The organism is candidate division WOR-3 bacterium, assembly GCA_016926475.1.
Taxonomy (GTDB): domain Bacteria; phylum SDB-A; class SDB-A; order SDB-A; family SDB-A; genus JAFGIG01.
This window is the reverse complement of record JAFGON010000014.1, coordinates 31,208-44,634: the sequence shown is the minus strand read 5'-3', so window position 1 is coordinate 44,634 and position 13,427 is coordinate 31,208. Positions and strand designations below refer to the sequence as shown.

Annotated in this window: 11 protein-coding genes; all 11 read right to left on the bottom strand. The window is 44.6% G+C overall.

Annotation, left to right across the window (positions count from 1 at the left end; translation table 11 throughout):
• Window positions 1-1,351, bottom strand: a 1,351-nt coding sequence (locus JXA84_01180) for a hypothetical protein (protein ID MBN1149815.1), incomplete at its 3' end; no start/stop codon positions are given.
• Window positions 1,352-1,499: 148 nt separating this feature from the next.
• Complete coding sequence (gene lpxA / locus JXA84_01175; GenBank protein MBN1149814.1) at window positions 1,500-2,291, bottom strand: acyl-ACP--UDP-N-acetylglucosamine O-acyltransferase; 792 nt, start codon at window positions 2,289-2,291, stop codon at window positions 1,500-1,502.
• Entirely contained in the window at window positions 2,288-2,710 is a 423-nt protein-coding gene (gene fabZ, locus JXA84_01170) for a 3-hydroxyacyl-ACP dehydratase FabZ (protein MBN1149813.1), read from the bottom strand. The genes lpxA and fabZ overlap by 4 nt, the downstream gene beginning before the upstream one ends.
• 51 nt (window positions 2,711-2,761) lie before the next feature.
• Entirely contained in the window at window positions 2,762-3,586 is an 825-nt protein-coding gene (locus JXA84_01165; protein MBN1149812.1) for a UDP-3-O-acyl-N-acetylglucosamine deacetylase, read from the bottom strand.
• On the bottom strand, window positions 3,576-4,565 hold the full coding sequence (lpxD, locus tag JXA84_01160; GenBank protein ID MBN1149811.1) for a UDP-3-O-(3-hydroxymyristoyl)glucosamine N-acyltransferase: 990 nt from the start codon (window positions 4,563-4,565) through the stop codon (window positions 3,576-3,578). The genes JXA84_01165 and lpxD overlap by 11 nt, the downstream gene beginning before the upstream one ends.
• A gap of 10 nt (window positions 4,566-4,575) precedes the next feature.
• On the bottom strand, window positions 4,576-5,517 hold the full coding sequence (locus tag JXA84_01155; protein MBN1149810.1) for an OmpH family outer membrane protein: 942 nt from the start codon (window positions 5,515-5,517) through the stop codon (window positions 4,576-4,578).
• A 13-nt stretch (window positions 5,518-5,530) separates the two neighbouring features.
• Window positions 5,531-7,894 carry an outer membrane protein assembly factor BamA gene (gene bamA, locus JXA84_01150; protein MBN1149809.1) on the bottom strand — a complete coding sequence of 788 codons (2,364 nt, stop codon included), beginning with the start codon at window positions 7,892-7,894 and terminating at the stop codon, window positions 5,531-5,533.
• Window positions 7,895-7,935: 41 nt separating this feature from the next.
• Window positions 7,936-10,491, bottom strand: a complete 2,556-nt coding sequence (locus tag JXA84_01145; GenBank protein MBN1149808.1) for an ATP-dependent Clp protease ATP-binding subunit — start codon at window positions 10,489-10,491, stop codon at window positions 7,936-7,938.
• On the bottom strand, window positions 10,488-11,519 hold the full coding sequence (locus JXA84_01140) for a hypothetical protein (protein ID MBN1149807.1): 1,032 nt from the start codon (window positions 11,517-11,519) through the stop codon (window positions 10,488-10,490). The genes JXA84_01145 and JXA84_01140 overlap by 4 nt, the downstream gene beginning before the upstream one ends.
• Entirely contained in the window at window positions 11,520-12,194 is a 675-nt protein-coding gene (locus JXA84_01135; GenBank protein MBN1149806.1) for an ABC transporter ATP-binding protein, read from the bottom strand.
• Entirely contained in the window at window positions 12,187-13,425 is a 1,239-nt protein-coding gene (locus JXA84_01130) for an FtsX-like permease family protein (GenBank protein MBN1149805.1), read from the bottom strand. Before JXA84_01130 ends, JXA84_01135 begins: the two co-directional genes overlap by 8 nt.
• Window positions 13,426-13,427: the final 2 nt, after the last annotated feature.

Sequence of the window (13,427 nt, the reverse complement as noted above, 5' to 3'; positions counted from 1 at the left end):
TCACTACGAGATGGACGTCAAACGTCTCGTCAAATCCGCCGAGGTTTCTGACTACTCCGATTATATCCTGAGCCGAAGGAGCGACCATCGCCGCGGGAGAGAGGAACTCAAAGCTCGCGACGTCGTGGAATGTTACTGGAGGAAGTACGACGGGACCTATGTTGTCGAAAACTCCGTACCATGCCCACCTTGAAGAGTCGCTGTAGTAAATTCCCATCTGGAGCGAGTCGTATGTCAGCCAAGCAGAAACATCCGTGGAATCCCATCTCGAAGAGACATCAACTCCGTCGGGGTAGTAGTAAAGAGTGTCCCAAGCGCCCCAAGACGTTCCGTTATGGCCTCTCATAATCAAATATAGCCTCTCGTTGGCACTTATGAAGTTGAAGGCAATTCCCCATTTTAGCCATCCGCCGGGGACATCTGTGAATACTGGAGATATAGCCGTGTCGCGTATAGAACCAGCGCTACCGGCGGCGTCTGAGTCCACCCAGAGAGAGCTGTCACCGTGATCGGGAGCTATCCATGTCGTTCCGTTCAGGTTCCATGCTCCGATTCCCCATCCGCCGGGATAAGCGGGTCCCGTGTGGGTCCATCCCTGCCATCCGTCCTCAAAATCCCACGTAGTTCCAGAAGAAGCTTCTTCGCCGTAGAGAATAAATCCGGCTTCGGAACCTGTGTAACCCTGAGCACTGGCGGAAGTCCACCTCACTATGCCAAGAAGCTCAAAAACCTGATACCATTCCTGGCCGTTGCCTATGCCGACTGTTGTCTGCCATCCGGTCTGGCCGTTGGCTGAGAACGAAGTCGAAGGCTGTACGACCAGCCACCATCTGCCCGCAGGTACTGTAAAACCAAGACCTGTCATGTCCAGGGTTACCTGATAGGGGCCGGAACCGTATGCTGTGTAGTTTGCGGCCTCGACTATGACAGTCTGAGACGGATTCATTTTCGGCATTGTCAGAGTTCCGCTGTCTTCGTAAAGCATAACGCGAAAGTTGGGAACGAGAGCCCACGAAGAAAATCCGTTCCAGTTCGCCCAATACGTGTGAATCGAATCTATGTTCCACGTACCGCCGCTGTTGTTCTCGACGTCGTCAGCGAGTTCAGATTCGAAAGGATAAACTGAGTCCATTTGACAGGAAATACCCGCGCCGGCTACAGAGTCTGGAACCTGAGCCCACAAGACAGCTCTGTTGCCTGTAAATTCCATTCTTGTTCCGTACGTCGAGACACCCGGAGATGACACAGTCATCGTGCGGGCGTTCCCGCTGTTATTCTGATCAGCATTCGACGCGAACAAACACGCCGAAACAAGCATCGCCGCAAAAGCCAAAACCAATAGCTTTCTCATTAGCATGCCTCCTTAATTGGGGTTAACAAAACTGAAAAACCAGACGATTGCAATTGTATAAATACCGTTTTTGCCATTTAGGTATTAATTAAACCACTCTCCAAATAATAAGTCAAACACATTTTTGCCGGTTTAATTTATACAGTTCTCACCTTCTCGTCCTGCCTGCAAGTCCCATTTTGCTTTCTGCCCCAATAAACAAGAGAAGATTTTCAATCTCGGGGATTTTCCTGCATTTCTCTTCTATTTTTTTTACTCTGGAGTCAAAAAGCGGGATTTTTCCGGAGAAAAGAAAATTATACGCTTTTTTTAGCTCTTCAATGGTTTCTTTCGGGAAATTTGCCCTTCTGAGGGCAACAAGATTCAGCCCCAGCATTCCGATGGGTTCTCCGACAGCTTTTCCGTACGGTAATACATCTTTGTTAATTCTATATCCTCCACCGACGAAAGAATACCTGCCTATTCTCGTGAACTGGTGAATGGGACAAAGACCGCTTATAAAAGCATTGTCCTCAACGATGACATGTCCTGAAAGAGCAGCCTCGTTTGCTATGGTTATGTTGTCTCCCAGGATGCAGTCGTGAGCCACATGGACAAAACCCATCAAAAAACAGTTTTTGCCAATGACTGTTTTTTTGTACCCTAAATTCGTACCTCGGTGAACAGTGACATATTCCCTCAAGACAGTGTTGTCGCCTATTATTGTTTGACAGCCTTCCCCCAAATCCTTTAAATGCTGGGGATCACCGCCGACGAGGCAACCCTTTCCTATACTGCAGTTATTGCCTATTTTTGTGCCGGGAAATATCTCGGCGCAAGAACCTACGGAACTTCCTCTACCAATTTCTACGTCTTCGTGTATTATCACAAACGGCGATATAACGACGTTATTACCTATTTTCGCATTTTCCGAGATAATTGCGCTTCCATGAATATTCATCTGTCCGCCAATTTAGCCTTTAAAATCCCTTCGCAGGCAAGTTCTCCGTCAACGGTGCTCTTGGCGTTCATTACGCATACACCATGTTTGTAGCTTTCGAGAAAAAGTTCGTGCCTGAGTGTGTCGCCGGGGAGAATTGCTCTCCTGAATTTGACCCTGTCAACGCCGAGAAATAGCAGAAGTTTTTTCTCCGGTTTTTCCAATCTTGACATGAGCATGAATCCGCCGGTCTGCGCCATTGATTCGATTATCAAAACACCCGGCATGATAGGGTTTCCGGGAAAGTGTCCCTGAAAAAAAGGTTCGTTTATCGTGACGTTTTTTATGCCAACAATCCTATCGTCGGATAATTCCAATATCCTGTCGACGAGTAAAAAAGGGTATCGGTGTGGAATGAGCCTCATTATTTCATCTATCATCAAAGATCTGACTTCCGGCATATAAGCCCTCCTTTCATCTTTACCCAAAAATCATTCGGGAGAAAATATTTCTCTCAGAAAATCCAAGTGAATTTTATGGCCAGGGCAAACGGCAAAAATCCTCCCCTTTAACCTTTTAGGCGACAACATCAAATCCCCTAGTAAATCAAGCGCTTTATGTGAGACAAACTCGTCTTCGAATCTACATGAACTGCCTTCAACCGGTTCGCCTCCATACTTCAATACAAGGGCGTTTTCGAGGGATCCCCCTTCGATCAAACCCCTTGTCTTCAGATCTTCTACCCAGCCCTCGAAGGCGAAAGTTCTCGCTCTCGCTATTGTTGTTTTCAAGTCTTTGGAATAAGCCTCAAATGTTAGATGGCGGCATTTGACTCCCTCTTCGGGAAAAGACAAAAGAACCGTGATCAAAAGGCTCTCATCCTTCCAAGGGGAATAGAACACTTCCGATACGCCGTTTGCAACTCGGGTATGGCATTTACCTTCCAATTCCTCCCAGAAGACCTTTTTGTCTTCTACACCTGCCACCTCAATCGCCTCTACGAAATGAGCCGCGCTACCATCGAGAAAAGGGATCTCTTCTCCTTTGACCTCGACAACGGCATCCGTTACCCCTGTTAAAAAAAAAGAGGACATAAGGTGTTCGACTACTTCCACGCGAGTGTTTTTTCCTAACAAGCTCGTGCATCTTCTCGAAGTGTCAGCCCTTTTAAAAGAAGCTTTAATTTTCTCTCTTTTGGAGATAAATAGTATGCCTTCTTCATCGTGTGGAAAAACAGATATTTCGCAGTTTTTCCCTCCATGCAAACCGACACCTTTCAGTGAGAATGGGTTCTTTATAGTCTTTCTATTTGCCAATCTTTCTCAATTTTTTTGCCATCTCCGGCAAAAATTTCAGAGAGGCTACTATTCTTTTTGCTTTCGAGGCTTCCATTGCCGGTATCCAAAAAAACACGGAATTATCGGGAATGTCACCCGCCACTCCGCTCTTTGCCATTATCACTACATTTTTTCCTATTTTCGCGTGATCGGCGATTCCGACCTGGCCTGCCATCAGAGTATCGGGACCTACCTCTACACTTCCGCTTATGCCAGTTTGAGAAGCGATGAGGCAATTCTCTCCTATTACGACGTTGTGAGCCACTTGAACCAGATTGTCAATTTTTGTGCCTTTTTTTATCACCGTGGCATCGAGCATAGCCCTGTCTACAGCCGAATTCGCGCCTATCTCGACATCGTCCTCAATCACGACTTTGCCCAACTGGGGAATTTTCATGATTTCTCCGCCTTCTCTGAGATAGCCGAATCCATCTCCGCCTACCACCGCTCCGGGATGTATCACCACTCTATTGCCGATTTCACAGCCGTTTAAAACGGTTACGTTGGGATACAACCTGCAAAAAGAACCTATCCTTGTAAATTTACCTATGTAGCAATTGGCTTCTATGACGCATTCGTCACCTACCTCGGCTCCGTCGGACACAACCGCTCCAGGGCCTATGTAAACATCTTTACCTATTCTAGAACTCTCGGATACGACGGCTGTTCTGTGGACATGAGGCTGAAAGGATTCTTTTTGAGACATCTCTTTCATCACTTTTACGAAAGCTAAGTAAGGTTTTTCGGATTCTATGCCGAGATCAAGGTCTAATCCAGGTCTGCAGATAACAGCGGCTCCTTTTTCTCGAGCCCTTTTTATTGCTTCCAGGTTTATTTTGTCGTCAAATGTCAAACAACCGCATGAAGCTTTACCCAGAGACGAAAGCCGTTGGATCGAAAATTCTGGATCTCCTACAAGTTTACCTCCTGAAATTTTCGCCGCTTCGGACAGTTTCAATCTTTCTCCTTTAAAGTTCTGCCGCTATTTCCGACACTATGGATTCGATTGTCTGTTCCAGATTATCAACCTTCTCAAAACTCTCTTCGAAGGTCAGATAGTCGCTGAATATTTCCGCCGAGAACACAATTATTTTTAGGTTGAATTGTTCTCCGGTCTGGCTGATTTGTCCTCTGACAATATAATCGGCTAAGAGATAAGTCGCCAAGCCGGAAAGTTGTGATCCCGTAACAGATTCAACTGAAGTTATACCGTTTTGAGTCATTCCCTGCGATACATCGCTCCCTTCCGACATTTCTACATTTTGAATGTTCATGAGAGCTGTATTGACAATGGAAGAAGCTGTCTGCGCGATACCGGAAGCTTTCGCGTCGGCAGTTATTGGAACAACCGACAGGAAGGCGATGGTTATTTTCTCTTCGGGGGTCGTGTCCTGGACGGTGATATACTCGGAATTGAGCCTCGTCAAGACTTCTGAAGTGATGTCCAGACCAGGTTCAGCGTAGAGGACGACTCCTGACGAGACGTCGAGAACTATTGAAATGTCTTTTAATTCCGATACTTCTTCAATCGTCTTGTTTATTTGAGCTACCGGAGATTCGGTCAATTCTTGGGTTTTGTTTTCCAATAGTCCGTTATCGCCCCAGACTGACTGTACAAAAGATTCGTATTCGTTTTTCTTCTGGCTTATGATATCCCGTCGCCTTGAAATTTCCTCTTCGGAAAGAGTCACTGCTTCCGTCTCAAGCTGAGACTGAAGAGACTGCCATTCCCTTTTTTTGGTTTCAGCTTCGTTGGTCCAGTTGTTTTCAAGCAACTGCAACTGGGATCTGAGGTCGTTCATTGCCGAGTATTCATTGAATATCCTCTCGATATTGACGTAACCCATGCCTCCGGCAAAAAGCGCTTGGGACGCGAAAAATAAAATCATTAGAGATTTCAACACTTTCATAAAATCCCCTGTTCTAAAAGTTTGTTCCGAACTGGACATGAGGTTTCCAGTCGCCGGTCGAAAATCCGTAGGCGTAGTCAATCCCCATAATGCCCAACATGGGAAGATTAATTCTGAAACCCAACCCCGCGCTTTTGTACAGGTCGTTAAAACCACTCGATCCTTCAAGGGAGTATGGAGTTTCCCATACGTTGCCGGCGTCCGCGAAAATCGAAAAATTCGCCATTTCGCCGAGGTGTACTGAATACTGCGCGTTGAGTAGTATCGCCGTCGCGCCTCCAATGACATCGCCTTCCTGCACCGGACCTATGCTGTATTCATCGTATCCTCTAAGTCCCCACTCTCCTATTCCTCCAAGTCTGTAAAGTTCATAAACGGGTACGTCTCCGCTGCCGGTTGAATAAAAATCGGAAATTACACCCGTTTTGTTTCTGAACATCAGAGAAGAAGAAGGAATGTTTGAAGAAGGTTTTTTTGTAGTCACCGGCAGAAAATACTTATACTCGAAAACGTGTTCTCTGAAATTCACGTCTCCTTGCATGAAACCACCCGTCAAGTTTGTCGCCAAAGAAAAATAAGTCCCTCGGGAAGTGTTGAAGTATTTGTCTCTGGCGTCCCTGACAAAAGTTATTCCCAGTTTGCTTATATATTTCAAGCCTTCTTGAGATTTCAGGTAATCGCTGGCGCTGTCAGGGTCGAATATTTCAACTTCAACCCTCTCTAACGTGTAAGAATTATAGATTTTGGTAAAATCTATCCAAGGGAGGGCTCTTGCGGTGTTTATTTGGAATCCTTCTTTTCTGTACTTGTAATAATCCATTTCGTAGGTAGTAGCGAAAAGTCTTGCCCCTGCAGCCCAATCGGTCCCTAAAACCCACGGTTCAAAATACCCTATGTCAAAGTTCCACATTTTTGAATTTATGTCGAATTCCAGATCAAAAGTCTCGCCTTTGCCCAAAAGGTTCGGCACGGCAAATTTCGCGTAAGCTCCTACTCCACCGTAGTGCGAATAGGTCGCTCCTCCTCTGATCTCTCCAGCTTTTTTCTCGAAGACTTCTATGATGAGATCCGCGTATGCTATGCTGTCGTTTGAGCTGTCGACAGGGGCAATATCAGGAATGATGTTGTCGAAAAAACCGAGGTTGAATATTTTTTGCGAGGTCAACCTGAGCCCTGAAATGGAGAAATATTCTCCGGGAAATTGAGTTATCTCTCTTCGGATTACCCTGTCGCGCGTCCTGTAGTTGCCCATTATCTCGACAAGTCTTATTTTCACCCTCGGCCCTTCCCTCATCTGCCAAGTAATGTCGACAGTGCTGTCTTTTCTTGTCTGGACGGGATTGAACTGAACGTAGATAAAACCGCTGTCCGCGTATAGTTCGCTTAAAAGTCTCTGGGTCTTTTCAATTTTTTCAATATCGTAGGGTTGTCCCGGATCATAGGAGACGTATTTTTCAAGATGTCCTGTTTCGAAAAAAACGTTGCCTTCGAAAACTGTCTCGCCGAAATATTTCTTATCTCCTTCATCTATGAAGACTTCTATCACAACCAATGTGGATTCTTGATTGAAAATATAATTCAGGCTGTCAACTTCCGCGTCAGGAAATCCTCTGCTTCTCAGAGTTCTCTCTATTGATTCCACGTCATGACCTTCAAATACGTTTTGATTGAACCCGCCTTTCCTGAAGAGGCCAAACCAATAAAATTCTTTAAAACCCCTCCAGCCGTAAAATCCCCACTCTCTGTTCTGCAGCCTTGATTTGACGATTTTAGAATTCAACGAAATCAAGCCGTTGAGGTTGATAGCGGCTATAGTTATTTTTCTGCCTTCTTTGATATCCACCGTCACTTCAATCCTGTTCTGATCGTCCGGTAAAGAGACCGAAATATCCACGGCTGTCCCTATGTAACCTTCTCCAGCGTAGGAATCGAGAATAAATTTCTTCCAAATTGAGAGTTTTCTATCCGTCACTGTTCTGCCTTTAAAAGGGGCTTCCGGCCACCCGCGGACAATTGCAGTGTCTGAGGAACCTCTCGAAAGCCATTCCCTCAGATTTGCTTCTGAAATTCTACCGCTTCCGTTTATTATTAAAGTGTCGAGAACCGGGTTTTCTTCTACTTCAATGACCAGGGTCAATCCTTCTATGGCATCGTAAAAAGTGTCAAGGGAAACATCTCTGAATAGATCGGTGGAGAAAAGGTTTTTGATGACGGAAGCGGAAACGAAAGGCGAAAATTCGTCTCCAGGAGATATTCCAGCCATTTGAATAACTTGGTCATTGCTGGCTCTGTCGTTGCCCTCGACAATGATTCTATTCAGAGCTTCCGTCCGAATTACGCACGGAATAAAACTCAGGAAAAGTATTATCATTTTCATCTGTTTAATCACGCCCCTGCTAAATTTTTTCGCCAACCAGTTCAGTCGGCAGAAGTTTCTCCCGGAATTTTTTGAGACACATTGCTTTCAAAAGGGATGTTGAGCATATTCTCAGTTCCTTTGACCACAAATCTCAGCTCTTTTCCAGATCTCTCCACTGTCACTTTATCGTTTACCTTCACCGTCCCCTGCAAAAATTCTTCGACGAGAGGGTCTTCGATGTAACGCCTGAAAGCCCTTCGAAGAGGACGTGCGCCGAAGGCGGGATCATAGCCTTCTTCGACAAGCAATTCTTTTGCTCCATCTGATAGGTCGATTTCAATTTCTTTCTCTTTAATTCTATCCCTAACTTCTTCAAAGACGAGTTCAATGATTTTTTTCATGTCTTCTTTTGTCAGCCTTCTGAACACGACGACCTCGTCAATTCTATTTATTATCTCAGGATTGATTATCCTTTTGAGTTCGGATAAAATGTTTTCTTTCATTTTAACATAATCCACGTTTTCAGGAGTCGAACCAAAACCAAGAGGTTTTGATCTCGTTATGTCTTTCGTGCCTATGTTCGAAGTCATTATCACGACGGATTGTTTGAAACTTATCTTTCTGCCGAGGCTGTCCGTTATTTCACCCTCTTCAAGAAGCTGAAGCATTATGTTCAAGACATCTATGTGAGCCTTTTCTATCTCGTCGAAAAGCACCACGGAATAGGGTTTTACCCTTATTTCTTCTATGACTGGATTTTGTTCACCGTATCCGACGTATCCAGGAGGCGAACCAATGAGCCTTGCGACCGAATACCTCTCGATGTATTCGCTCATGTCAATTCGGACCAAGTTTCTCTTGCTTCCGAAGAGAATTTCCGCGAGGGACCTGGCGAGTTCTGTTTTACCAACGCCCGTAGGTCCAAGAAATAGAAAAGAGCCGAGAGGTCTTTTTGGATCTTTCAGACCCATTCTGCCTCTTCTTATTGCCCTGCTGACAGCTTTAATGGCTTCGTTTTGACTTATAACTTTTTTCGAGAGCAGGTTTTCGAGGTTAACGAGTTTGTCCTGTTCCTTTTCCTGAAGCTTTTGTATTGGTATGTTAGTCCACATGCTGATGACTTCCCGGATGTCCTCGTCGGTCACCACCGGAGTGACTTTATCTGAGATTTTAAGCCAATTTTTCTGCTTCAAGTCAATCTCGGCTCTTATTTTCGATTCTTTGTCCCGATATTCCGCGGCTTTTTCATACTGCTGCTCAGAGACAAATTTGATTTTTGAATCGAGGATCTTCTTAAGTTTTACCTCGTCTTCTGCCAGATCAGGGTAAGGAGGCATGGAGGACAATTTCACTCTCGCACCGGTTTCGTCGATCACGTCGATGGCTTTATCCGGAAGATGCCTGTCGGTTATGTATCTGTCTGCCAAAATAACCGCTGATTTCAAGGCGCTTTCTTCGTAGACGACCCCGTGATGTTCCTCGTATTTTTCCTTGAGTCCTTTTAGTATGTCTATAGCTTCCGGTATTCCGGGAGAGTCAACCAAAATCGCCTGAAACCTCCTCTTCAGAGAACCATCCTTCTCAATATGCCTGTGGTATTCTGCGACGGTCGAAGCGCCTATGCATTTTATCTCTCCTCTGGCCAGAGAAGGTTTAAGTATGTGCGAGGCATCCAGCGATCCTTCGGCAGAACCCGCCCCTACTATGGTATGCAGTTCATCTATGAAAAGTACTATGTCTTCTCTGTTTTTTATGGTCTCTATTATAGACTTCATCCTGCTTTCGAATTGTCCTCTGTATTTTGTACCCGCCACAACCGAGGCAAGGTTGAGCTGATAGAATTTTTTTCCGATTAGAGAAGGCGGAACATGGCCTTGAACGACACGCTGAGCGAGACCTTCAACTATAGCTGTTTTGCCGACACCCGCTTCTCCTATCAAAACCGGATTGTTTTTCCTTCTCCTCGACAGAATTTGAACCACCCTTTCTATTTCAAGGTCCCTCCCTATAATCGGGTCCAGCTTTCCTTCTTCCGCCAAGGAAGTGAGATCTCTGCAAAAATCCTCTATGACAAATTTGTCGTCCTCTTCGTCGTCGAAATTTTCCTTTGGTCTCCCTATTTTTTTTCTCTCTTCTTCCCTCACGGATAAATCGGTTTCGTCTACAAGGTTCTGCAGATTCAAGTTGAACTGCTCGTAGGTGATATCAAGACTTTTCAATATCTCTCCGGCGGCAGTGTTTATATTGTCGAGAACGGAAAGTATGAGGTGCTCCGTTCCGATGAACATGTGAGATAAATCCTCGGCTTTTTTTATTGATCCCTGGATGACGCTCTCGACTTCTATGGTCGGAACCGGTTCTTTTAGATTCGAAGGATACCTTGGAGTTTCCTTGTAAAAATCGTCTTTGTATATCCTCGCGGCGATTATTTTTTTCATCAAAGAAATATCCACGCCCATTTTCTGAAGTATTTTCACAGCGAAACAATTTGTCTCCGTGAGAATTCCGTAAAGAATGTCTAGTGTGGTGTAATATCCCCTTTTGTGGAGTTTTGAATTTCTCTGTGCGGCCATTACAATTTTCCTGTATCTAAGTGTAAAATTTTCGCTGTTCATTTTTTTCTCACAGTCATCTTTATAAAGTCAGAAAGACTAATATCCTGCCCCCCCTCAATTTGGTTTATTATAGCATCCCTGTGTCCCCTTCTCAAAAGAAAGAAAACCCTTGAGACTGCATCTTCAGAAAACCCGCTTTCTATGCCCAAATCAAGAGCGAGCTTTAGTGCCGAGGCAACCTGGGAGTATTCAGAAAAGCTCATTGTTTTGATTTTTCTGTTTTTATGGCTTTCAAAACCCCTTTTAAGATAGTTCTTTACGACTTCACCATTATACATTAACAGATTTTCTCTAGCAAACAATTCGTAAACCGAAAGGCGTTGGGTAAAATAATCAACTTCCGACATTGTCTGTCTTTCATCTTTCATCGCCGAAGAATTTGAAACCTGACAAAAAGATCCGGCTGTTTTTGTCCCTTCTCCAAAAATTCCTCTAAGTGTTTGACCGCATGCTTTCGCCGATCGGAACACTTGCCTGTCTTTGCCGGTTAAAAAAATGCAAGGCAGGTGTAAAAGATAGGAATACCTCATTCCTGTGCCCCTGTTCGATGGGCATGAGGTCTCGTAAACCCCTTCTTGGGACCTGGCAAAAGGAATAAATTCATCAATGTCGCTTGCTGTTGACTTCGCCTTCTCAAGGCAAAACACTCCGTCTCCGGGAGTTGAGATCACTTGAATTCTGATGTCGTCTTCATCATTCACGAGAACTGAAACCCTTTCGTCCTGACTCACGAAAAGGCTTAGATTCTGGTAGACCGGAGTGTTTATTAGATGCCTTTCCGCAAGTATTCTTCGATAAAGCGCGCCAATTTTCCAAAGATCGATCCTCTGAAGACCTTTCCCGGAAAGAGCCTTCTCCGTCAATTCGATTTTGTCCTCAGATTTGATTTTTTTTTCGCTGAAGTTTCTCGCAAGCCTCACACGAATGCTGAAAACAACTTTTCTGGAATCCGCTTTAAACCAAACAGGAGCTTTAAGTCTTGATTTTTCTATAAATTTACGCGAATCCCCAACCGAAGAAATTTTCATCTATTGCAGAATTCCTTGATTTAAACGCAGGATTTTATCGCATTTGGAACTAACACCGGGGTTGTGGGTGACTATGATAACCCCGCAATTGTCATTTTTCGCCAATTCGAGAAATATGTTCAAAACCGAGGAAGCGGTTATCGCGTCGAGGTTTCCGGTTGGTTCATCCGCGAGAACAACCTTTGGTGAGTTTGCCAGGGCTCTCGCTATCGCGACTCGTTGTTTCTCACCGCCTGAAAGTTGAGAAGGATGATGGTTTAATCTTTGAGAAAGGCCTACTTTCACGAGCATTTCCTCGGCTTTTTGCCTGGCTTCATTTTTCTTTTTTCCCGCGACGAGCATCGGAATCATTGCGTTTTCTATCGCGGTCAATTCAGAAATGAGGTTGTGAAATTGAAACACAAAGCCTATTGATCTGTTTCTCAAGCCAGACAGGGCTCTGTCGCTGAATTCTTTTACGTTTTTTTCAGCGAGAAACAACTCTCCCGAAGAAGGTCTTTCGAGAGTTCCGAGTATGTGTAGAAATGTAGTTTTTCCGCTTCCTGAAGGACCTTCGACAGCAATTATTTCTCCACTCCTTAGGACAAAATCTACCCCGTTGAGAACTTTAATTATCTGTGATCCGCTTTCGAAATCTTTTACGATTTTTTCGGCTTTGACGATGTTTTCATTCATAGCGCAACGCCTCCACGGGAAGCAGCCGCGAAGCTCTGTAAGCCGGGTATATCGCAGAAAGAAAAGATATCCCCATTGAGCATAGAGCGATTACCAACACATCCAGAGGATTGACCGTGATTGGCAGCGATGAAATAACATATACGTCGGTATCTATAGGGAATTCATACCTGCCCAGAGCGAAACATATGACAAGCCCGACCGCGACTCCAAGCGCGGTTCCTATGAATCCCATGACAGTACCCTGAAGCACGAATATCTTCATGACGTCAAATCTCGTCATCCCAATGGATCTTAAAATTCCAATCTCCCTTGTTTTCTGAATTACAATCATTATCAGCGTTGAAACAATGTTGAAAGCGGCGACGACGATAATCATAAAAAGAACGAGAGTCATAGCCGTTTTCTCCAGTTTAAGAGCCGCGAAGAGGTTTTTGTTTAAAATGAGCCAATCTTGAACGGAATAAGAAAAACCCAGTTTGTCCTGAAGTCTTCTCGTCAATCTTCTCACTTCCATCATATCCTTGACGGCTATTTGAAAACCGGTGACATTGTTCTCGAGTTTCATGATTTTTTGAGCGTCTGGCAACCTCATAAATATCCAAGAGCTGTTGTATTCGTATAGACCTGCGTCTATTATGCCTACAACTTCGCCTTTGTATGTCTTTGGGACAGGGCCTATGGGGGTAATCGTGCTCGAAAGAACAGAAAAGATCTCGATGACATCCCCTGTATTAACTTCAAGGTTTTCAGCCAGCATGTTTCCGATGACGATAGGTATCACCCCTTCGTTTAAGGGATCTCGCAGAAAATTCCCTTCGATTATTTTCTCCTCTATATCGGTAACTTCTCTCCCAGTCTCCATGTCGTGTCCTCTTAAAAGCACTCCGTCTATGATGTTTTTTCTTCTCACCATCACCTTTGAAATGACAAAAGGGGATACGCCTGTCACTTCATTTTTCAAAACATCATCCGAATAAATTATCCTTTTAATTTCTTCCAGACAGCTGTCAGGAGCGCTTATGCCTCGGGTGATGATAATATGAGCGTTCACGCCGACTATTTTCTTTTTTATGTCTGTGTGAAGCCCATTCATTACAGACACCACAGCTATAAGAGTGGCGACCCCAACCATAACTCCGCCAATCGACAACACGGTTATGAACAGTTGAAACCTGTTTGTCTTAGGCGGTTTGAGGTATCTTTTGGCAAGCATCAGATGGTAGAACACTG

Bases quoted from the DNA above. Each gene is read 5' to 3' on its own strand.
- JXA84_01155 (MBN1149810.1), bottom strand. From the start codon at position 5,517: ATGAAAGTGTTGAAATCTCTAATGATTTTATTTTTCGCGTCCCAAGCG.
- lpxA (MBN1149814.1), bottom strand. From the start codon at position 2,291: ATGAATATTCATGGAAGCGCAATTATCTCGGAAAATGCGAAAATAGGT.
- bamA (MBN1149809.1), bottom strand. From the start codon at position 7,894: ATGAAAATGATAATACTTTTCCTGAGTTTTATTCCGTGCGTAATTCGG.
- JXA84_01135 (MBN1149806.1), bottom strand. From the start codon at position 12,194: ATGAATGAAAACATCGTCAAAGCCGAAAAAATCGTAAAAGATTTCGAA.
- fabZ (MBN1149813.1), bottom strand. From the start codon at position 2,710: ATGATAGATGAAATAATGAGGCTCATTCCACACCGATACCCTTTTTTA.
- JXA84_01140 (MBN1149807.1), bottom strand. From the start codon at position 11,519: ATGAAAATTTCTTCGGTTGGGGATTCGCGTAAATTTATAGAAAAATCA.
- JXA84_01145 (MBN1149808.1), bottom strand. From the start codon at position 10,491: ATGAACAGCGAAAATTTTACACTTAGATACAGGAAAATTGTAATGGCC.